Origin of the sequence: Hydrogenophaga taeniospiralis CCUG 15921 (genome assembly GCF_001592305.1) — a bacterium.
Taxonomy (GTDB): Bacteria; Pseudomonadota; Gammaproteobacteria; order Burkholderiales; family Burkholderiaceae_C; genus Hydrogenophaga; species Hydrogenophaga taeniospiralis.
Genome location: NZ_BCWR01000006.1, coordinates 46876 through 68155, shown reverse-complemented (window position 1 = coordinate 68155; position 21280 = coordinate 46876). Strand labels below are relative to the sequence as shown.

20 protein-coding genes are annotated in these 21280 nt (G+C 67.0%); 11 read left to right on the top strand and 9 right to left on the bottom strand.

The window, feature by feature from the left end; genetic code table 11:
- The 6 genes from HTA01S_RS09350 (at position 1) to HTA01S_RS09325 (ending at position 6760) form a co-directional block, all read left to right on the top strand.
- Positions 1-1521 (top strand): Ni/Fe hydrogenase subunit alpha, encoded by a 1521-nt coding sequence (locus tag HTA01S_RS09350; protein ID WP_068169863.1) that lies wholly within the window; start codon positions 1-3, stop codon positions 1519-1521.
- Complete coding sequence (locus tag HTA01S_RS09345; protein ID WP_068169860.1) at positions 1518-1988, top strand: hydrogenase maturation protease; 471 nt, start codon at positions 1518-1520, stop codon at positions 1986-1988. The genes HTA01S_RS09350 and HTA01S_RS09345 overlap by 4 nt, the downstream gene beginning before the upstream one ends.
- Positions 1985-2980: a hydrogenase small subunit gene (locus HTA01S_RS09340; protein ID WP_068169857.1), complete on the top strand. Its 996-nt coding sequence runs from the start codon at positions 1985-1987 to the stop codon at positions 2978-2980. The genes HTA01S_RS09345 and HTA01S_RS09340 overlap by 4 nt, the downstream gene beginning before the upstream one ends.
- 95 nt (positions 2981-3075) lie before the next feature.
- A complete protein-coding gene (locus tag HTA01S_RS09335; protein ID WP_245638046.1) occupies positions 3076-4518 on the top strand; it encodes a nickel-dependent hydrogenase large subunit in 1443 nt (480 codons plus the stop codon).
- Positions 4519-4525: 7 nt separating this feature from the next.
- Entirely contained in the window at positions 4526-5869 is a 1344-nt protein-coding gene (locus tag HTA01S_RS09330; protein WP_068170737.1) for a sensor histidine kinase, read from the top strand.
- A gap of 132 nt (positions 5870-6001) precedes the next feature.
- Positions 6002-6760: a sulfite exporter TauE/SafE family protein gene (locus HTA01S_RS09325; protein WP_068169850.1), complete on the top strand. Its 759-nt coding sequence runs from the start codon at positions 6002-6004 to the stop codon at positions 6758-6760.
- Positions 6761-6920: 160 nt separating this feature from the next.
- Here HTA01S_RS09325 and HTA01S_RS09320 read toward each other — a convergent pair whose 3' ends face one another.
- Positions 6921-7121 carry a hypothetical protein gene (locus tag HTA01S_RS09320; RefSeq protein WP_068169845.1) on the bottom strand — a complete coding sequence of 67 codons (201 nt, stop codon included), beginning with the start codon at positions 7119-7121 and terminating at the stop codon, positions 6921-6923.
- 12 nt (positions 7122-7133) lie between these two features.
- Positions 7134-7328, bottom strand: a complete 195-nt coding sequence (locus HTA01S_RS09315) for a hypothetical protein (protein ID WP_068169841.1) — start codon at positions 7326-7328, stop codon at positions 7134-7136.
- A 222-nt stretch (positions 7329-7550) separates the two neighbouring features.
- On the opposite strand from HTA01S_RS09315, the gene HTA01S_RS09310 reads away from it, so the two are divergent.
- Both HTA01S_RS09310 and HTA01S_RS09305 read left to right on the top strand, forming a co-directional pair.
- A complete protein-coding gene (locus tag HTA01S_RS09310) occupies positions 7551-8231 on the top strand; it encodes a hypothetical protein (protein ID WP_068169839.1) in 681 nt (226 codons plus the stop codon).
- A complete protein-coding gene (locus HTA01S_RS09305) occupies positions 8228-9595 on the top strand; it encodes an alpha/beta hydrolase family protein (RefSeq protein ID WP_157572036.1) in 1368 nt (455 codons plus the stop codon). Before HTA01S_RS09310 ends, HTA01S_RS09305 begins: the two co-directional genes overlap by 4 nt.
- A gap of 63 nt (positions 9596-9658) precedes the next feature.
- Here HTA01S_RS09305 and HTA01S_RS09300 read toward each other — a convergent pair whose 3' ends face one another.
- The 7 genes from HTA01S_RS09300 to HTA01S_RS09270 form a co-directional block, all read right to left on the bottom strand.
- The gene (locus HTA01S_RS09300) at positions 9659-11287 is read right to left on the bottom strand and encodes a type IV secretion system protein (protein WP_068169833.1); all 1629 of its coding nucleotides are present in this window, start codon (positions 11285-11287) and stop codon (positions 9659-9661) included.
- Between the two features lie 101 nt (positions 11288-11388).
- Positions 11389-12003, bottom strand: a complete 615-nt coding sequence (locus HTA01S_RS09295; protein ID WP_068169830.1) for a type IV secretion system protein — start codon at positions 12001-12003, stop codon at positions 11389-11391.
- A gap of 11 nt (positions 12004-12014) precedes the next feature.
- Positions 12015-12398, bottom strand: a complete 384-nt coding sequence (locus HTA01S_RS09290) for a hypothetical protein (protein ID WP_068169827.1) — start codon at positions 12396-12398, stop codon at positions 12015-12017.
- A 478-nt stretch (positions 12399-12876) separates the two neighbouring features.
- Positions 12877-14853, bottom strand: a complete 1977-nt coding sequence (gene mrdA, locus HTA01S_RS09285; RefSeq protein WP_068169824.1) for a penicillin-binding protein 2 — start codon at positions 14851-14853, stop codon at positions 12877-12879.
- A 122-nt stretch (positions 14854-14975) separates the two neighbouring features.
- Positions 14976-15506 (bottom strand): rod shape-determining protein MreD, encoded by a 531-nt coding sequence (gene mreD / locus HTA01S_RS09280; RefSeq protein WP_068169821.1) that lies wholly within the window; start codon positions 15504-15506, stop codon positions 14976-14978.
- Positions 15503-16453 carry a rod shape-determining protein MreC gene (mreC, locus tag HTA01S_RS09275; RefSeq protein ID WP_068169818.1) on the bottom strand — a complete coding sequence of 317 codons (951 nt, stop codon included), beginning with the start codon at positions 16451-16453 and terminating at the stop codon, positions 15503-15505. Before mreC ends, mreD begins: the two co-directional genes overlap by 4 nt.
- A 51-nt stretch (positions 16454-16504) precedes the next feature.
- Entirely contained in the window at positions 16505-17548 is a 1044-nt protein-coding gene (locus HTA01S_RS09270; protein WP_068169816.1) for a rod shape-determining protein, read from the bottom strand.
- Positions 17549-17812: 264 nt separating this feature from the next.
- Here HTA01S_RS09270 and gatC point away from each other — a divergent pair, with 264 nt between their 5' ends.
- From gatC to gatB, 3 genes are all read left to right on the top strand, one after another.
- The gene (gatC, locus tag HTA01S_RS09265; RefSeq protein WP_068169812.1) at positions 17813-18112 is read left to right on the top strand and encodes an Asp-tRNA(Asn)/Glu-tRNA(Gln) amidotransferase subunit GatC; all 300 of its coding nucleotides are present in this window, start codon (positions 17813-17815) and stop codon (positions 18110-18112) included.
- On the top strand, positions 18109-19602 hold the full coding sequence (gene gatA, locus HTA01S_RS09260; RefSeq protein WP_068169809.1) for an Asp-tRNA(Asn)/Glu-tRNA(Gln) amidotransferase subunit GatA: 1494 nt from the start codon (positions 18109-18111) through the stop codon (positions 19600-19602). The genes gatC and gatA overlap by 4 nt, the downstream gene beginning before the upstream one ends.
- Before the next feature lie 133 nt (positions 19603-19735).
- Positions 19736-21256 carry an Asp-tRNA(Asn)/Glu-tRNA(Gln) amidotransferase subunit GatB gene (gene gatB, locus HTA01S_RS09255; protein WP_068169806.1) on the top strand — a complete coding sequence of 507 codons (1521 nt, stop codon included), beginning with the start codon at positions 19736-19738 and terminating at the stop codon, positions 21254-21256.
- The last annotated feature ends 24 nt before the right edge of the window (positions 21257-21280 follow it).

Below are 21280 nucleotides of genomic sequence, written 5' to 3'. Positions count from 1 at the left end.
ATGACCACCCCTTCGCTCGAAACCGCCGCCAACCCGCAAAGCCTGCGCCGCATCGTGATCGATCCGGTCTCGCGCGTGGAAGGCCACGGCAAGGTCACGCTACTGCTCGGCGATGACAACCGCATCCAGCAGGTGCGGCTGCACATCGTCGAGTTCCGGGGCTTCGAGCAGTTCATCGTCGGCCGGCCCTACTGGGAGGTGCCGGTGATGGTGCAGCGCCTGTGCGGCATCTGCCCGGTGTCGCACCACCTGGCCGCCACCAAGGCGCTGGACCGCGTGGTTGGCGGCTGGCCCGTGCCCGAAGCCGCCGACAAGATCCGCCGGCTCATGCATTACGGCCAGATCGTGCAGAGCCACGCGCTGCACTTCTTCCACCTGTCCTCGCCCGACCTGCTGTTCGGCTTCGATGCCGACGTCGCGCAGCGCAACATCGTCGGCGTGGCGATGGCGCACCCCGAGGCCGCGCGCCAGGGCGTGATGCTGCGCAAGTTCGGTCAGGAGGTGATCCGCATCACGGCGGGCAAGCGGGTGCACGGCACCGGCTCCATACCCGGTGGCATGAACCGGGCGGTGGATGCGGCCGAACGCGACACGCTGCGCGCGCAACTGCCCGAGGTGCTGGCCTGGGCCGAAGCCGCGGTGGATCTGGCACAGCGCCTGCACACCGGCTTGCCGGCGCATCTGGTCGGCTTTGCCGAGACACCGGCGGCCATGATGTCGCTGGTCGGCCCAGGCGGCGCCCTGGAGTTCTACGACGGCACGCTGCGGGTGCGCGAGGCCGACGGTCGCATCGCGGTCGACGGCTTCGAGGACCAGCGCTACCGCGAGCTGATCGGCGAGGGCGTCAAGCCCTGGACCTACATGAAGTTTCCCTACCGCCTGACGCTCGGACCAGATGCCGGCTGGTACCGCGTCGGCCCGCTTGCGCGGTTGCAGAACTGCGACTTCATTGCCACGCCCCGCGCCGAAGCACGGCGCCAGGCCTTTGTCGCGGCGCACGGTGGCCGGCCGGTGCACGCGGTGCTGGCGACCCACTGGGCGCGCATGATTGAGCTGCTGCACGGCGTGGAGGTGGTGGCCGATCTGCTGGCCGACCCGGTCATCCTCGGTGGCCCGCTGATCGCCACCGGCGAGCGCCAGCGCAGTGGTGTGGGCATCATCGAAGCGCCGCGTGGCACGCTGATCCACGAGTACGAAGTGGGCGACGACGACCTGGTCACGCGCTGCAACCTGATCGTCTCGACCACCCACAACAACCAGGCCATGAACGAAGCGGTGCGATCTATCGCCCTGCAGTACCTCGACGGCCAGACCATCACCGAACCCCTGCTCAACCACATCGAGGTCGCCATCCGCGCCTACGACCCCTGCCTGTCCTGCGCCACGCATGCGCTGGGCCAGATGCCGCTGGCGGTGACGCTGCGCAACGCGCGCGGCGAGGTGCTCGACCACGTGCACCGTTCGTCCCGTGGCGACACCGTGCGCGGCACCCGGCCGCATTCGGCGGAGGCTGCGTTATGAGCTCCAAGGTGGCGCCGCTGCTGGTGTTCGGCTGGGGCAACCCGGGCCGGGGCGACGACGCGCTCGGCCCGCTGCTGGTCGAACAGCTGGCCGGCCGCGCGCAGGCACGGCGGCTCGAATGCCTCACCGACTTCCAGTTGCAGGTCGAACATGCGCTGGACCTCGTGGGCCGCGAGCGCGTGCTCTTCGTGGACGCCGCCATCGGCCTGCAGACCCCGTTTGCGGTGAGCACCGTGGTGCCTGCGCCGGTCGCCGGCTTCACCACCCACGCGCTGGCGCCCGAGGCGCTGCTGCAGGTGTATCGTGATCTGGAACGCGCCGAGCCGCCGCCCTGTACGCTGCTCGCCATCCGCGCCCAGCGCTTCGAGCTCGGTGAAGCGCCGGGCGAACAGGCCCTGACCGATCTGGCCTTGGCCCTGGCCTGGGCGATGGAATGGGCCCGTCTGCCCGAGGAGATACCCGCATGAACGTGCTCTGGCTTCAAAGTGGCGGTTGCGGTGGCTGCAGCATGTCGCTGCTGTGCGCCGACACCACCGATTTTCAGGGCCACCTGCGCGACGGTGGCGTGAACCTGCTGTGGCACCCCTCGCTGTCGATGGCGAGTGGCGAAGAGGTGATCGCGCTGCTGCACTCGGTGCAGGACGGCGGCACGCGTCTCGACGCGCTGTGCGTCGAAGGCTCCTTGCTGCGCGGCCCGAACGGCAGCGGGCGGTTCCACATGCTGGCCGGCACCGGCCTGCCCATGATCCACTGGGTGCGCGAGCTCGCGGCGAAGGCGAAACACGTGCTGGCCGTCGGCAGCTGTGCGGCCTGGGGTGGCATCACCGCCGGCGGCGACAACCCCACCGACGCCTGCGGTCTGCAGTACGAAGACGACCGCATCGGTGGCCTGCTCGGCGCGGACTTTCGCTCAACCAGCGGCCTGCCGGTGATCAACATCGCGGGTTGCCCCACGCACCCGAGCTGGGTGATCGACACGCTCATGGCGCTGGCCGCCGACGGCTTTGCGGCCGACGACCTCGACCCGCTGAACCGGCCGCGTTTCTACGCCGACCAGCTGGTGCACCACGGCTGCACGCGCAACGAGTACTACGAGTTCAAGGCCAGTGCCGAGAAGCCGTCGGACCTGGGCTGCATGATGGAGCACATGGGCTGCAAGGGCACGCAGGTGCACGCCGACTGCAACACCCGCCTGTGGAACGGCGAAGGCAGCTGCACGCGCGGCGGCTACGCCTGCATCGCCTGCACCGAGCCGGGTTTCCAGGAGCCGGGCCACCCGTTCCACGAAACGCCCAAGCTCGCCGGCATCCCCATCGGCCTGCCGACCGACATGCCCAAGGCCTGGTTCGTCGCGCTGGCCTCGCTCTCCAAGAGCGCCACGCCCAAGCGGGTGAAGAACAACGCGGTGGCGGACCACCTCGTTGTCAAACCCGCGGTGAGAAAGACCAGACTGAAATGAGCAGACCGAGCGACGCAGGGCCGCCCCAAGGCGCGAGCGCCCCCTTGGGGGGCAGCGCAGTACGCGAAGCGACAAGCGTGGGGGCACGTTTGCTCGTGGGTCCGTTCAATCGCGTCGAAGGCGATCTCGAAGTCTCGCTGGAGATCGACGGCGGCCGCGTCACCTCCGCGCAGGTCAACGCGACCATGTACCGCGGTTTCGAGCAGATCCTGCAGGGCAAGGTGCCGCACGACGCGCTGATCTATGTGCCGCGCATCTGCGGCATCTGCTCGGTGTCGCAGTCGGTGGCCTCGGCGCGTGCGCTGGCCGATCTGGCCGGCATAGCGATGCCAACCAACGGACAGCACGCCACCAACCTGATCCTGGCGACCGAGAACCTGGCCGACCACCTGACGCACTTCTACCTGTTCTTCATGCCGGACTTCGCCCGCCCGGTCTACGCCGGGCAGCCCTGGCACGCCGAAGCGCAACGGCGCTTCGCGCCCGACCACGGCGAGCAGGTGCGCGGTGCCACCGCGGCGCGCCAGCGCTGGCTCACGCTGCTGGGCACGCTGGGCGGCAAGTGGCCGCACACGCAGTCGGTCGAACCGGGCGGCTCCACCCGCGCCATCGACGCCGCCGAGCGTGTGCGCCTGCTGGCGAAAGTGCGCGAGTTCCGCAGCTTCCTGGAGCGCCAGCTGTTCGCCGCGCCGCTGGAAGCCGTGGCCGCGCTGGCCAACGAAGACGCGCTCTGGGACTGGCACGCACAGGACCCGCTGGGCGGCGACCTGCGTTTTTTCCTCACCCTTGTGCGCGACCTGCGGCTCGACACGCTCGGCCCCGGTCCGGGCCGCTACCTGAGCTATGGCGCTTATGCACAGTCGGGTGGTGGCTGGGCCTTGCCCGGTGGGGTGTGGCGCGCGCAGACCGGCGCGGTCGAAGCGCTGAACCCGCACGCCATCACCGAAGACGCCACCCACGCCTGGCTGGCCCACGCACGCGAGCCGCTGCACCCGCTGCACGGCATCACCCGCCCCGAGCCCGACAAGCCCGGCGCCTACACCTGGAACAAGGCGCCGCGGCTGGGCGGCGAAGTGGTCGAGACCGGCGCCATCGCCCGCCAGCTCACCAGCGGCATGCCCTTGGTGCGCGACGCGGTGGCGCGCCACGGCGGCACGGTCTACACGCGCGTGCTGGCGCGGCTGATCGAGCTCGCGCGCGTGGTGCCGCTGATGGAAAACTGGTTGCAGGCGATCCGCCCGACCGAAGCCTTCTGCGTGCCGACGACGCTGCCCGACGAGGGCAGTGGCGTGGGCCTGAGCGAGGCCGCGCGCGGCAGCCTGGGCCACTGGCTGGTGGTGCGGCGCGGGCGCATCGCCAACTACCAGATCGTTGCGCCCACCAGCTGGAATTTTTCCCCGCGCGATGCGCAGGGAACGCCCGGTGCGCTGGAGCAGGCGCTGGTGGACGCACCGGTGCGGGAAGGCGAAAAAACCCCTGTCGCTGTCCAGCACATCGTGCGTTCCTTCGACCCCTGCATGGTCTGCACGGTGCACTAGATTGATCATGAGCAAGCCCCGTTCTCCCAGCCCCTTGCCCACCGTGCCGATGGAGGGTGTGGACGAGTCCACCTGGCTGGACGTGATCCAGAAGATGGACGAGGTCTACACGCGGCTGATCGACGACGAGGTGGAGCTGGAGAAGAAGAACACCGAGCTGGAGCAGTCGCAGCAGTTCATCTTCAGCGTGCTGACCTCGATGTCGGACGTGCTGGTGGTGTGCGACGAGGGCGGTCTGATCGAGCAGGCCAATGCGGCCTTGTGCGAGCTGGTCGGGCGTTCCGAAGCGCAATTGCGTGGCACGCGGCTGTACGAGCTGCTGGCCGATGACGCCAGCGTCGACGCGGCGCGCGCGGCGATGGAGAAGGCCGACGCGCCGCGCGCGGGCGAGGCGATCGAACTCAACCTGCTCGACCAGCAGGGCCAGGCGATCTCGGTGGACGCGAACTGCACACCACGCATCGGCGGCAACGGCCGGCGCGTGGGCACCGTGTGGGTGGGCCGGCCCACGGCCGAACTCAAGCGCGCGTACCACGAGATGCGCGCCGCGCACGAGGCCTTGAAGCGCACCCAGCAGCAACTGCTGCATTCGGAAAAGATGGCCTCGCTCAGCCAGTTGGTGGCCGGTGTGGCGCACGAGCTCAACAACCCGATCAGCTTCGTGCTGGGCAATGTGCACGCGCTGCGCAAGTACTGCGACCGCCTGCAGACCTACATGGCCGCACTGCACGCGCACGAGCCCGAGCCGGTGCTGCAGGCGTTGCGGCAGAAGCTGCGCATCGAACACCTGCTGGGCGACCTGCCTTCACTGATCGAGGGCACGCTCGAAGGCGCGCAGCGCACCGCCGACATCGTGCACGGGCTCAAGCGGTTTTCGGCCATGGACCCGGAGGAGCGCACGCCGGTGAACCTGGTGGAGGTGATCGATCGTGCGATCCACTGGGTACAAAAAGGGCGACCGACGCCGGTGGACGTGCGCTGGCAGGCAGGCGAGCGCTGCACCGTGATGGGCAGTGCGGGGCAACTGCAGCAGGTGATGATGAACCTGCTGCAGAACGCCTTCGATGCCGTGGGCGGCCCCGGGGTGGCGTCGCCCTGCGTCTGGGTGGCGATGGCCTACGAAGGCGCGCAGGTGCATGTGAGCGTGCGCGACAACGGGCCGGGCATTCCGCCCGAGCACCTGCTGCGCATCTTCGATCCCTTCTTCACCACCAAGCCGGTGGGCAAGGGCACGGGCCTGGGCCTGTCGATCAGCTACGGCATCGTCGAGCAGCACGGCGGGCGCCTGAGCGCGCGCAACTCGGACAGCGGTGGGGCCGAGTTCATCCTCGAACTGCCCAAGGCGCAGTAGCGCAAGCCCATCTACCGGAGTGCGTGCCTGAACCCAGCACACGCCGAGGATCCGGCTTTGCCGGTCCCAGGGTGTGGTCCCCCTCGGGGGGAAGCCGCGCAGCGGCGCAGGGGGGCGGCGACAATCCACCGCATGGAACTATTGCTGGTCTCTATTGCTTCGCTGTTCGCCGGTTTTGTCGATTCGATCGTCGGCGGTGGCGGCCTGATCCTGGTGCCGGCGCTGTTCGCGGTGTTTCCCAACACCCACCCGGCCACGCTGTTCGGTGTCAACAAGGGCGCGTCGATCTGGGGCACGGGGGTGGCCACGATCCAGTACGCGCAGCGCGTGCAGATGCCCTGGCGCGCGCTGTTGCCGGCGGCGGCCGTGTGCTTCGTGGGCTCGATGCTGGGCGCCTGGACGGTGACGGTGATCTCGCCCGATTTCCTGCGCCGCGCGCTGCCGCTGGTGCTGCTCGGCGTGCTGGGCTACACCCTGGCCCGCAAGGACCTGGGCCGGCACCACACGCCGCACTTCAGCGGCCGCCAGGAGGCGATGGCCGCGGCCACGCTGGGCGCCACCATCGGCTTTTACGACGGTTTCTTCGGCCCGGGCACCGGCAGTTTCTTCGTCTTCCTGTTCGTGCGCTGGCTGGGCTACGACTTCCTGCACGCCAGCGCCAGTGCCAAGCTGCTCAACACCACGTCCAATCTGGCGGCGTTGATGCTCTTCGCTTTGAAAGGCCACGTCTGGTGGCATTTCGCGCTGGTGATGGCTGTGGCCAACGTGGTGGGCAGCCTGCTCGGCACGCGGCTGGCGCTCAAACACGGCAGCGGTTTCGTGCGCGGCGCCTTCATCGTGGTGGTCGCCGCGCTGATCCTGAAGACCGGCTACGACGCCTGGTGGCGGTGAGTCCACCCCCGCGCCGCCTGCGACGTCACCCCCTCAAGGGGGCGATGCGAGTGGCCCGGCGAAGCCGGTTCCACCGCATCCTGGGATCAAGCCCGCACGCTGGCGAAGTCGGTCGATGTCAGAGGGGCGTGTCCCACAAAGGCCTGCGGAGCAGCGGGCTTCAGACCTGCAGGCAGAGCATGTGGGGCTGCTCCCAGCCCGAGCCGTAGCGCGGCCAATCGACCAGCACGCCTTCATCGGTCTGGGCCATGACGCGGCCGTCGAGGCGGTCGATGCTGCCTTTGTTGAAGCGGTTGACGCGAGCACCGATAGAAAACCGGGGCCTTTGACTTTCGAACAGGGATTTGAGGAATTTCAGCATGGCATTTCTCGCTCAGTAAGCACCAGAACTGTTGTGCCCACGGTGGGCTTGGTCCCAACGGCGCTGCATGTCTTCCAGCTGGGTGAGGCTGGTTGCCGTGCTGAGGTAGGTCTCCAACTCGTCGGACGTGCCGGCGGTGGCGCGGTTGAAAAGGTCGCGGATGGTGCGGGTCACGCGGGACCACAGGGACTCGGTGTTGGTGTTCATGGTGTTTCTCTTTTCTTTGGGACTAGGGTTTACCCTAATCATAAAGACATTCGCCATGAAAGCCAATGTCATAAGTTATGCTAATTAAGCATCGGATGCCGCTCCCCAAGGTATGAAGGGGGACGAGGCTGCGTGACACAGACGTTGTTCAACGCAGGTCATCCCGGGTACCGCTCCTGAACACAGGTAGACTGAGTCCAAAAGTTCTCAAAGGAGGTCCCCTTGTCGTTCAAACACCGACTGCCATTCGCCCTGTGCCTGAGCCTGACGCTGTGGGCCACGGGCTGCCAACCCCAATCCACCACGGAGCCCACGATGACACCCGATGCCCCAGCGAGTCCCGGCGCCGGCAAGAACGACAAGTCCGCGCAACCACACCTCTACCGCCTCAACCCCACGCCCCGGCAGGGTTACGAGCTCGTGCTGACCATCCAGGACGCGCCGGGGCCGTTCAAGAAAATGGGCTGGAGCGCGCTGTACCAGGCCAAGGGTTGCAACTACGTCGTCAACGACTTCGCTGGCGTGCGGGGGGAGCCGGAACACACGGTGGTCCTGCCCTTCACCGAGCGGCCCGATGGCAGCTTCGCCGCCACCGTCTACCTCGACGCCATGCTGGATGAGGACTACTACGGCAATGGGGTGTGCCAGTGGACGCTGACGAGCGTGGGGCCTTGGGTCATGGCGACTGGATCACCCGCAGAAACCTTGTTTGACACCGATCTGTCTTCCGAGCAGTTGTTGGCAGAGCAGCCAGTGCAGTTGTTTTATTGGAAAGGTTACTACCCTCAAAGCAAGGTCGATGGATTCAAGACCTGGGGCAATAGCACGCGAGAGCAATTTGCGCCAGAGGCTCGCGACAACCTCTTCTCCATGACGTTGACGCCTAAAAAGGTGCAGCCATGAGCATGAGCAGCCAGGACTACGCCGACTTGGCATTGGACTCGTACGCTAGCCGAGCGGTGACGCGCCGTGACGAGAAGCCCGAGACGATAGGTGGTCACAAATACAGGATTCTTGAGCACCACGACAACCCACGCACCGGTTACCAGGGCACCATCTACCAGCGGGTGGACACCAACGAGATCATCGTCGCCCACCGGGGCACCGAGTTCGACCGCGAAGCCCTGAAAGACGGGCTGCTGGCCGACGGCGGCATGGTGCTCAACCGCTCCAACTTGCAGGCTTCCGATGCAATCGCGCTGACCCGCAAAGCGCTGCAGATCGCACAAGAAAAAGCAATTGGAGAAGGTGGCATCGCGCCCCCCGTCACCGTCACCGGCCACTCCCTCGGCGGCACGCTGGCGCAGGTGACGGCCCACCACTTCGATCTGCGCGGAGAAACCTTCAACGCCTACGGCGCTACCAGCCTGGGCCTGCGCATCCCCGCCGGGGGCAGTTCGGTCACCAACCACGTCATGGCCGGCGACCTGGTCAGTGCCGCCAGCGCCCACTACGGCCAGGTCAAGGTTCACGCCACGGCCCAGGAAATCCAGACCCTGGACGCCCATGGCTACGACAACAAGACCCACTGGAGCGACCCCCTGCGCGGTCGCGGCCCCATCCAGCTGGCCACCGGATTCACCCCGCCCACCACCACGGCAGCCGCCATCGCCATGGGCGATAGCCACAAGATGCACCACTTCGCCAGCGTGGATGCCAACGGCCGACCCGACCGTTCGGTGCTGGAGGACCCGGCCACCGTGCAACGTGCGCAGGACAACGCCACGCGCATCGGTGAGTACCGGCGCGATGTGCAAGGCATGCGCAGCGTCATCACCGCCGTGGGTCGAGGGCCCGTGGGCAATGCCCTGGATGCGGTGGACACCCTGCGTGGCCCACTGCCGCCCGGTGAACCCGCCCGACGCGAGCGCGAAGCGGATGCGGGGCCGGCGCTCTCACGCGTCTCCCAGGCGTTGCTGAGCGACAGCCAGCGCGAAGTGCGCCAGCTCGCCGCCACCCACCACCTGCCCTGGGATCGGGGCCTGGACAACACCGTCTGCTCGCTGGCCCGCTGCGCGCGGGAAAACGGTCTGAGCGGCATCAACCTGCTGAGGGTGAACAACGGCCAGATCCGGTTCGGTCAACACGAGCACGGCCTGCTCAAGGACGGCGTGCTCGACGCCCGGCAGGCGGCCAATACGCCGGCCGCCGATTCGCTGTCGCGGCTGGCCATGTTGGACCGGCAGGCGAGCCTGGAACCCCGCAACGGGATGCCACCCGGCTGGGCGCAGACGCCGGTGCAAGAGCCGCAGTTGCGCGCGATGTAAGTCGCCCAGGCGCGGGATGGCTTGATGGGCCCTGCTGCCGAAGGGGCAGCAGGAGGCTCTGCGTCAGGGCCTGCGCACCGCCCCCACGCTCGGTGCGTGGCGGATGTTCGGTCGCTGCGGCGACGCCTGGTTCGCGTGCTGGGCCCGGGTCGGCGGCGTGGCATGGACGGGCGTCGTGGTTGCTGGCCCGCTGGCCGTGGATGGATGGCCCACAGGGGCCGCCGTGGATTCTGTAGGTGCCTGGGCCGTAGCCCTCGCACCCCCACCCCCACCATGCACGCCCAGGTGCCCACCGCTGCCCAGTGCCGGGTCGCGGATCACCGCATCTTCGATGGCGTCTGCCGACGAAACCCGGTTGGACCCACTCCATCCGCCGGATGCGCCGCCGCGGAATTCGTTCGTGCTTTGCCGCTGCTGCAGGCCCGCCAGCGCCATGGCGTCCGAAGACTGGTTCGCCAGGCCCCGCAGGCCTTGGCCCAGCACCGCCCCCCTACGGGCACCCCCGCCGGCCTCGGCGTCTGGCCCCGCCAGGTTTCGGGAGCGCGCAAGCAGTTCCTGGTTGTTGGCCGCGGCAAAGTTGCCATGGCCCCCCGCCTCGTTGTGGGCGTCGCGGCCTCCGGGCGCACCCCCTGGGGTGCCGTTCCCCAGGGCGGGTGGTCCGTTCTGCATGGCGCCGAGCGCACCCGCCAGCCCCGCGCTTGGCGAGCCGTGCGCCGCCATGGCGCCGCCGCCTGCCATGGCGCCCGTCATCGCACCCGCCGCGAACGACGCCCCCGAGTTGAAGAATTGCATGATCAGGGGCGGGACCAGCATCACCAGCATGCTGGACAGCACGCCCATGACGCTCATGCGCAAGGCGCTGTTCGCCATGTCGATCGTCCCCGCGTCACCCAGGGCACCGTTGATGTAGAACGCCGCCAGCACCGAGCCTCCGTAGAACATCGTCATCTTCAGCAGCACGCCCGACAGCAGCGCCAGCACCGCCAGCGACACCATCGTGCCCAGCAGGAATTTCGCCCACGACCAGAACATGCTGGCCGTCTGCTGAAACAACAGGAAGAAGATGAACAGGGGCGACAGCATCACGGCCAGCGTGATCGAGATCTCCGCCATCATCGCGAGCACCGAGACCAGCATGGCCGGCCCGCTCTGGCCGATCATCCCGGACAAGGACGTCAGTGCATTGCCTTGCGCGCCCACCTGCTGGCCACCCACCAGGCTGTTCACCAGTGCGTTGAACACCTGGGCCAGGGCCAGGTTGAAGTCGATGATCTGGTAGACGTCGGTCCCTTCGCCCACGATGGCCGCCGTGATCAAGGCCTGGACATCGAGCACGGTGTCGGCGATCACGGGCGACTTGGTGGCCAACAGGGTCACCAGCGACAGGATGAACACCATCTTGCCCGTCTTGAAAGCCAGCCCCAGCACGGGCTGGCGGTTGGTGCCGGAAATCAGCGTGAACCCCTGGACCAGCACCCAGGCCGTCATGATGGCCGTCGACAGATACGCCAGGGCCGTGCCGAGCCGCGACGCGACCAGCTCGCGGTAGGTGCCGATCAACATGTCGTCGATCAGGTACTCGCGGATGCTGCACATGAACACCGCGTCGTCGATCATCTTGATGTACTTGGGGTCCAGCATGCCCAGCGCTGCCAGCAGAAAACCCGGAACAGCGGCGTCGCCACAAGTCATGGAATCACCTCACCTGATGTTGTTGTGTATGGAAACCCGGTGGAAACGGTCCGCCCGGCATGCCCCCTCGCAGAGTGGGGCGTGCAGGTCGGGCCGGTCCCTCACCAGTTCTTGGGGGGCTTGACGAAGGGCACCGCCCCGAAACTGACCGCGCCATTGGGCGGGCGGGTGTCGGTGGCCCGGCGCGCCTCGGCCATCTGCATCTCGTACATCTTCTCGCGCTGCTGGTAGCCGTCGCGCAGGGCCTGGAGCTGCATGGCGTCGTTCTGCATGTGGGCTTGCAGGCCCTGCAGTTCGAACTCGTAGCGCTGGAGAACACCCGCCTTGTCCTTGGCTTTCTTGGCTTCAGCGATCAGGTTCTTGAGCTCGGTGCGCCGTGCGTCGATCTTGACCAGGATGGCCTCGGTCTGCTCCAGGGTCTTGAGGCGCAGGTTGCGCAGGCCCAGGCAGGCGTTGTGGTGGTGGGCGTTGAGCTTCGGGTCGCCACAGTCGGCGACGGTGCCGATGTACTTGGTGGGGTCGGCGGGTGCCTTGGTTTCGAATTTTTCGCTCAGGATCGCCTGTTTGTCGAACTCAGAGAGCTTTTTGTCCCCAATGGAGGCAACTGTATTGATGTAGACAAGTTGCTCCTTGACCTTGTCGTCATAGACCGCCCACTGCGCAGTCGCCGATGTCGTTCCGATCAGCGCCCAAAGGGTCAGCAGAGTTTTCAACATGAGACGCCCCTTTAAACGTAGAGCCGCGTTTCCGAGGTCGTGCCGCTGTCCCAGCGTGCCGAGGTGATGATGGGAATCGTCTCGCCTTGTTGGATGCTCAATTCCACGTCAAGCCATTCCGATCCGGCCCGCCACCCAAGCGAACCACCGTATTTGTCGGCACTGTCGTGATCCGGTGCCCGTCCCACCAAAGCGATCACATCTTCCTTGAGCATGCCCGGCTCCAGCTTGTCGAAGGCCTCGCGCAGGTTGTTCGAAGATCCCCCGTCATCACCGCCGCTGCCCCCGCCACAAGCGCTCAGCGCCAGTGCTGTTGCACCGGCCAGCGCCAGGCGAGCCCATTGCCGTCGGTGCATGGGGTGGTGGTGGGGTGCCCGGGTGAGTGGGTGGTCCATGTGAGTCCTCCTGATGTGGTGTGTGGATGTGTGTGATGTTCGACAGAACAGGGTTCAGACGCATGCCTTCACCGGCGCGCGCATCTGTGTGTATGGATGGGTGTGGGTCGGGCAGGGCGCCATGTTCCGAAGATCGGCGCCCAAGGGGTGTGCCGTGGTGCGATCTGCGTCGCCTCCTGTTGGCGCGATGGGATGACGGCGAGCCCACGGGCCCGCTGCACGTGCCCGTGGATCGAGCGCCCGTGCGCGCGCGCCCAAGCCTGGATGTTTCATCGATGTCCTCCCTGCAAACCCTGCATCGAAACCGTCGTGCGACGGCTGTGCGGCGTCATGGCGACGCCGGTCAGGATCGTATCGCAGCCGATGGCAAGATCAGCGATTCGAATACTTTTTGTTGCTATTTAGAGCCAGAAACGGGCGCCTGGCTGCTACCCACGACTCACTCACCAGAGTCTGGCCGGCGGGCCGTTGTGGGCCGTTATGGGGCCGTGGCCGGTGACGCCAGTGGTGTTGGCGGCCATGGCATCGCGCTGGCCTTGAGCGGCGTGCCGATGGGGGCGCTGGCCTCGCCGCGTTGCACCGCCGCCAGATCCTGCGGGTTGGGGTACTGGTCGAGCAGCAGGTAGTCGAACACGCGCCGCGCGATGGGGGCGGCGTGGGCGGCACCGAAGCCGGCGTTTTCCACCACCGCGGCGATCGCCACGCGCGGGTTGTCCACAGGGGCGAAGGCGATGTAGAGCGCGTGGTCGCGCTGGTGCTCTTCAAGCTTGCGCGCGTCGTAGCGGTCTTTCTGCCCGATCGTCACCGCCTGGGCGGTGCCGGTCTTGCCGCCGCTGGCGTAGCCGGCGCCCGCGAACACCCGCGTCGAGGTGCCTTCGGTGGTCACGCCCTGCATGGCGTGCAGCACGGTGCGCACGTTCTCGGGCTTGTAGCCCAGGTTCACGGTCTCCTGGGGCGACAGCAGGCTGCGTTCGCGCGTCAGCACGTTTTCGATCGCCAGCGCCACATGGGGCGTGTGTTTGGTGCCGCCATTGGCCAGGGTGGCCATGGCGTGGGCGAGCTGCAGCATGGTGAAGTTGTTGTAGCCCTGGCCGATGCCCAGCGAGATGGTTTCACCCGCGTACCAGCGCTGCTGTTCGGGCCGCTTGTAGTTGTTACGTTTCCAGGCCTGGCTGGGCAGCACGCCGCGCACTTCGCCGCGCAGATCCAGCCCGGTGATCTGGCCAAAGCCCAGTGGCTGCATGAAGTCGTGCATGGCGTCCACGCCCATCTCGTTGGCCAGCGAGTAGTAGTAGACGTTGCTGGACTTCACGATGCTGCGGTACATGTCCACCGCGCCCAGGCCGCCGTCGCCGTGGCTGCGGAAGCGGTGGTTGCCGAACATCCAGTAGCCCGGGTCGTTGATCACGGTTTCGGCGCTGCGCTTGCCGGTCTCCAGCGCGGCCAGCGCCATGAAGGGCTTGTAGGTCGAGCCCGGTGGGTAGGTGCCCCGCAGTGCGCGGTTGAGCAGGGGCTTTTCCAGCGACTCGTTGAGCAGCTTCCAGTTGTCGGTGTCGATGCCTTCGACGAACAGGTTGGGGTCGAAGGTCGGTTTGCTCACGAAGGCGAGCACCTCGCCATTGCGCGGATCGATCGCCACCAGCGCACCCCGGCGCTCGCCGAACATGTCCTCGACCAGTTTCTGCAACTGGATGTCGATCGACAGCACCAGGGTGTTGCCCGGGGTGGCGGGGATGTTGGCCAGTGAGCGCACGGCGCGCCCCCCGGCCGAGGTTTCCACCCGTTCGAAGCCCGTGATGCCGTGCAGTTCGCGTTCGTAGCTCTGTTCGGCGCCCAGCTTGCCAATGTGTTCGGTGCCCCGGTAGTTGGCCTGTTCTTCCTCGGGCCAGTCTTCGATGGACTCCTTTTCCCGCTGGTTGATGCGCCCGATGTAGCCGATCACGTGGCTGGCGATTTCGCCGTTCGGGTACTGGCGCAGCAGTCGCGCGCGCACCTCCACGCCGGGAAAGCGGTAGCGCTGCACCGTGAAACGGGCCACCTCCTCGTCACTCAGCCGGGTGCGGATGGGCAGCGAGTCGAACCGCCGCGACTCTTCCAGCAGCTTGCGAAAGCGGCGCTTGTCGCGCGGCTGGATCTCCACCAGACCGGACAAGGCTTCGATGGTGGCATCCAGATCGTCCACCTGGGAAGGGGTGATCTCCAGGGTGTAGGCCGAGAAGTTGGTGGCCAGCACGCGGCCGTGGCGATCCACGATCTGGCCCCGGTTGGGCACCACCGGCAGCACCGCCGTGCGGTTGCTCTCGGCCTGGGCCAGCAGATCGTCGTGGCGCGTCACCTGCAGGTAGACCATGCGCGCGGCCACCAGCCCGAACGCGAACACCACCGCCAGCCCGGCCACCAGCACGCGGGTGCGGAACTGCGCCAGGTCGGCCTCGACGTTACGGATCTCGGTCATGCAGGCGAGCCCTCTCCGGCACGGGATGCCTCGCGCAAGGATGCGGTGGAACCGGCTTTGCCGGGCCACTCGCATCGCCCCCTTGAGGGGGTGACGCCGAAGGCGGCGCGGGGGTGTTCCATCTAGAGCGGCCGGTTGTCGTCAGGGTTCGGCGCGCGGCGCTGCGGCGCGAGCAACAGCACACTGGCCACGGGCCAGAGCGCGGCTTCGATGAACGGGGCCAGGAACACCGGCCAGCCCGGAAACGTGCCGCCCGAGGCCAGGCGCACCAGCAGCACCAGCACATGCGCACACAGGAACAGCGGCAGCACCTGCACCGCCTGCGTCGGCACCCCGAACCACAGCAGGCGCCGGTGCATGAAGATGGCGAAATAACCCAGCACGGTGTAGGCCAGCGCGTGCTGGCCAAGCAGGGCGCCCTGGTGCACGTCCATGGCCAGACCGAAGGCGAACGCCACGCCCACCCCGATGCGCAGGGGCTGGTGCACGCTCCAGAACACCAGCGCCACGACCAGCAGATCGGGCATCCAGGCCTCGCGCCCCCACAGGCCGATGTTCATCAGCATGTTGAGCATCAGCGCGCCGAGCAGGCTGAACCAGATGAACGCCGGGTTGGCGGGCAGCAGCAGTTGCTGGCCGGGACGCATGATCATGGCGCTGCGCTCCTGCCGCCGGGCATGTCGAGCTGCCCGCTGCGGCGTGGTCGGCCGGCCGGCTCCTGTGGGGGTGGTGCGGGCGGCAGCGTGTGCGCCGCCGGTGACAGCACCAGCACATGCAACGTGCCCTGCGTGCGGGCCAGCGGCGTGCACACCACCCGGGCAAAGGACGATTCGGCGCGCTTTTCCACCCGCGCCACCCGCGCCACCGGCAGACCCGGCGGGTACACCCCGTCCACGCCGCTGGTGGTCAGCAGGTCGCCTTCCTGGATGTCGGCGTTGGCCAGGGTGTAGCGCAGCTCCAGGCCATCGCCGTCTGACGACGGTTGGCCGAACGCCACGTCACGCACGCTGGTGCGTGTGTTGAGCACGGGGATGGCCTGGTCCCGGTCGGTCAGCAGCGTGACCTCGGACAGCAGCGGGTAGACGCGCGTGACCTGCCCGAGCACACCGCTCTCGTCGATCACCGGCGAACCGGCCTCGATGCCGTGGGTCTGGCCGCGGTCGATCACGACCTTGCGCGAGTACGGATCGGCCGCGTCGTACAGCACCTGGGCGCCCGTGGCCTGGGCGTTGAGGCGTTCGCGCATGGCCAGCAGTTCGCGCAGGCGCTGGTTTTCCAGTTGGAGCTGGTCCAGTTGCAGCGCGTTGCCGGCCTGGGCCGCCAGCCGCTGGAGCGCCTCGGCTTCGCTTTGTTGTGCCCGGTGCAGCGACGTGAAATAGCCCCCGGCCATGCCCACCGCCTGCACCGGTTGCAGCACCAGCCACTGCACCGGGTAGAGGGCGGTCGCCATGGCCGCACGCACCGGCACCGCGACCCGGAAACGCAGGTCGGCCACCATCAGGAACAGCGCCACCGCGCTGAACACCATGAGCTTGGACATGGCCGACGGCCCCTGCTTGAAAAAGGGGGGCGGCGTGCGGTCCAGGGTGCCCAGTGGCATGGCGGGGTGGGCTGGCGGGTGTCGGGGTGGGGCCGAAAATCGGCGGGGGGCTTATTCGCTGGTGAAGATGGTGCCCAGGCGCTCCATGCGCTCCAGGGCCATGCCGCAGCCGCGCACCACGCAGGTCAGCGGCTCCTCGGCCACCAGCACCGGCAGGCCGGTTTCTTCGGCCAGCAGGCGGTCCAGGTCGCGCAGCAGCGCGCCGCCGCCGGTGAGCATCATGCCGCGTTCGGCGATGTCGGCGCCCAGCTCGGGCGGCGTGTGTTCCAGCGCCATCTTGACGGCCGAAACGATGTTGTTCAGCGGGTCGGTCAGGGCTTCGAGGATCTCGTTGCTGGAAATCGTGAAGCTGCGCGGCACGCCTTCGGAGAGGTTGCGGCCCTTGACTTCCATTTCCTTGACTTCGGAGCCGGGGAAGGCCGAGCCGATGTTCTTCTTGATCGCTTCGGCGGTGGGTTCGCCGATCAGCATGCCGTAGTTGCGGCGGATGTAGGCAATGATCGCGTCGTCAAAACGGTCACCGCCCACGCGCACGCTGCCTTTGTAGACCATGCCGCCCAGGCTGATGACGCCGACTTCGGTCGTGCCGCCGCCGATGTCCACCACCATGGAGCCCGAGGCGTCGGACACCGGCAGGCCAGCGCCGATGGCCGCGGCCATGGGTTCCTCGATCAGGTACACCTCGGACGCGCCGGCGCCCAGGGCCGACTCGCGGATGGCACGGCGCTCGACCTGGGTGGAGCCGCAGGGCACGCAGATGATGATGCGCGGGCTCGGCTTGAACATCGAGCGCGGGTGCACCATCTTGATGAACTGCTTGAGCATCTGCTCGGTGACGGTGAAGTCGGCGATCACGCCGTCTTTCATCGGGCGGATCGCCTCGATGTTGCCGGGCACCTTGCCCAGCATGGCCTTGGCTTCGTGGCCCACCGCCTGGATGGTTTTTTTGCCCTGGGGGCCGCCTTCGTGGCGGATCGAGACCACCGAGGGCTCGTCAAGAACGATCCCTTTGCCTCGGACGTAAATCAGGGTGTTGGCGGTGCCGAGGTCAATGGCGAGGTCGGTCGAAAACTGCCGACGAAAAGCTTCAAACATGGTGCAAAAATCCTGTGGGGCATGGCAGCAGCTTCGTGCGGCCATCGCCTGGTTCTAAACGGGGAGGTCGGGTGTTAAGTCTTTGATTCAGCGACAAAAACCGTTTCGGAGCAGGAATTGCCGTTAAACCTTGGATAATACCGCATCCCCTGTGCATAACTGCACGCTTCCAGGGGGCAAATCTTCACTTTACACCCCGTTTCGGTGCTCTTTGGGCGCGGTTGAGCGGGCTTCTTTTTTCTTACACCGGAACCGAGTCCAGCCATGTCCCTGACCCTGTCCGACATCGGGCGCATCGCCAATCTGGCGCGCCTGGAGCTGTCCGAACCGCAGAGCGAGCGCATGCTCAGCCAGCTCAACGGCTTTTTCGACATCGTCGAGCAGATGAATGCCGTGGACACCACCGGCGTGGAGCCCTTGGCCCACCCCACGGCCGTGATCGACCACGTGAGCCTGCGCCTGCGCCCCGACGTGGCCAGCGAACCCAACAACCGCGAAGCCAACCAGAAGAGCGCCCCTGCCGTTGAGCGCGGCCTGTTCCTCGTGCCCAAGGTGATCGAATGAGCTCCAAGCAGATTCACGAAATGGGCGTGGCCGAACTGGCCACCACCATTGCCGACGGAAAGACCTCTTCTGTCGAAGCCGTGCAGGCCCTGCTCGCCCGGGCGAAGCAGCACCAGAGCCTGGGCGCCTACCTCGCCTTCAACGAAGACCTCACCCTGGCGCAGGCCAAGGCCGCCGACGCCCGCGTGGCCACCGGCGAACGCGGACCGCTGCTCGGCGTGCCGCTGGCGCACAAGGACATCTTCGTCACCCAGGGCTTCCCCACCACCGCCGGCAGCAAGATGCTGGCCGGTTACCAGAGCCCGTTCGACGCCACCGTGGTGGCCAACCTGGCCCAGGCCGGCGCCGTGACCCTGGGCAAGCTCAACTGCGACGAGTTCGCCATGGGCTCGGGCAACGACAACTCGGCCTACGCGCCGGTGCACAACCCCTGGGACACGGCGCGTGTGCCGGGTGGTTCCTCGGGCGGCTCGGCCGCCGCCGTGGCCGCGCGCTTGGTGCCCGCCGCCACCGGCACCGACACCGGCGGTTCGATCCGCCAGCCCGCGAGCTTCACCGGCATCACCGGCATCAAGCCCACCTATGGCCGCTGCTCGCGCTACGGCATGGTGGCCTTCGCCTCCAGCCTAGACCAGGCCGGCCCGATGGCGCGCAGCGCCGCCGACTGCGCCACGCTGCTGACGGCGATGGCCGGCCCCGACATCGACCGCGATTCCACCAGCCTCGACCACCCTGCCGAGGACTACACGCGCCTGCTGGGCCAGCCGCGCGAGGGTGCCAGCGCTGCTCAGCCGCTCAAGGGCCTGCGCATCGGCTTGCCGAAAGAGTTCTTTGGCGAAGGCTGTGCGCCCGACGTGCTGACTGCCGTGCGAGCCGCCCTGGCCGAATATGAAAAGTTGGGCGCCACGCTGGTGGACATCTCGCTGCCGCGCACCGAACTCTCCATCCCGGTCTACTACATCATTGCGCCGGCCGAAGCATCGTCCAACCTCAGCCGTTTCGACGGCGTGAAGTTCGGTCACCGCGCGGCCAAGTTCGACGACCTGACCGACATGTACAAGAAGTCGCGCAGCGAAGGTTTCGGGCCCGAGGCGCAGCGCCGCATCATGATCGGTACCTATGTGCTGAGCCATGGCTACTACGACGCGTATTACCTGAAGGCACAACAGATCCGCCGCCTGATCGCGCAGGACTTCCAGAGCGCTTTCACCCAGTGCGACGTGATCGCCGGCCCGGTGGCGCCCACGGTGGCCTGGAAGATCGGCGAGAAGAGCGACGACCCGGTCGCCAACTACCTGGCCGACATCTACACCCTGTCCACCTCGCTGGCCGGCCTGCCTGGCATGAGCGTGCCGGCCGGTTTCGGCGCGGCCCACATGCCGGTGGGTCTGCAACTGGTGGGCAACTACTTCAAGGAAGGCGAGCTGCTGCAGACCGCGCACGCCTTCCAGCAGGCCACCGACTGGCATGAGCGCGCACCTGCGCTTTAACCACCCCCGCGCCGCCTTCGGCGTCACCTCCTCAAGGAGGCGTCACCAGCGGCCTGGCCAAGCCAGTTCCGCGGTGACTCTCGACGTAGACACTTCGCGCATGAACCTTGCGGATTGAAAGAGGTTTTCTGGAATGAACCAACAAGTCAAAAAAGAAGCGTCCCTGCTGGTGCGAGGCTACGAGGTCGTGATCGGCTTCGAGACCCACGCCCAGCTCGCCACGCAGTCCAAGATCTTCAGCCGCGCGCCCACGGCCTTCGGCGCCGAACCCAACACGCAGGCCTGCGCGGTGGATCTGGCCCTGCCGGGCACGCTCCCGGTGATGAACCGCGGCGCGGTCGAGCACGCTATCCGTCTGGGCCTCGCGCTGGGTTCGCACATCGCCGAGCAGAGCGTGTTCGCGCGCAAGAACTACTTCTACCCCGACCTGCCCAAGGGCTACCAGATCAGCCAGTTCGAGATCCCGGTGGTGCAGGGCGGCGAGGTGAGCTTCTTCCTCGGTGACGAGAAGAAGACCGTGCGCCTGGTGCGCGCGCACCTGGAAGAAGACGCCGGCAAGAGCCTGCACGAAGAGTTCCACGGCATGAGCGGCATCGACCTGAACCGCGCCGGCACGCCGCTGCTGGAGATCGTGACCGAGCCCGACATGCGCTCCAGCGCCGAGGCCGTGGCTTACGCGAAAGAGCTGCACAAGATCGTGACCTGGATCGGCGTCTGCGACGGCAACATGCAGGAAGGCAGCTTCCGCTGCGACGCCAACGTCTCGGTGCGCAAGCCCGGCGATCCGCTGGGCACGCGCCGCGAGATCAAGAACCTGAACTCGTTCAAGTTCATGCAGCAGGCGATCGACTACGAAGTGCGCTGGCAGATCGAGCAGATCGAGGACGGCCACGCCATCCAGCAGGCCACCGTGCTGTTCGACCCCGACACCGGTGAGACGCGCGCCATGCGCACCAAGGAAGACGCGGCCGACTACCGCTATTTCCCCGACCCGGATCTGCCTCCGCTGGTGATCGCACGCGACTGGGTGGAGCAGGTGAAGGCCGGCATGCCCGAGCTGCCGCGCCAGATGGCCGAGCGCTTCGTGCGCGACTATGCGCTGCCCGAGTACGACGCCACCACGCTGACACAAAGCCCGGCGATGGCGGCCTACTTCGAAACCGCGGCCAAGGCTTGCGGCCAGCCGAAACTGGTGAGCAACTGGATCATGGGGGAGATGTCGCGTCGGCTGAATGCCGGCGAGATCGGCATCGATCATGCGCCTGTAAGCCCTAAGCAGCTTGGCGAAATCATTACGAATATCGTCTCTGGCACGATCAACAATGGCGGAGCAAAGCAGCTTTTTGATCACCTATGGCAGCATCCGGCACAGGTCGGCCAGGCCAGCTCACTAGACCCCGTCACACAGTTCGGAAATCCAACTACCAGTGTGGCTGAAATGATCGACTCTCTGGGCCTCAAGCAGATGAACGACGCCGGCGCGCTGGAAAAAATCATCGACGAGGTGATGGCCGCCAATGCCGACAACGTGGCCCAGTTCCGGGCCGGCAAGGACAAGGCGTTCAACGCCCTGGTCGGCCAGGTCATGAAGGCCAGCAAGGGCAAGGCCAACCCCCAGCAGGTCAACGACCTGCTGCGTCAGAAGCTGCAATAAGACCGTGCCGTGGCGCTGGCGCGC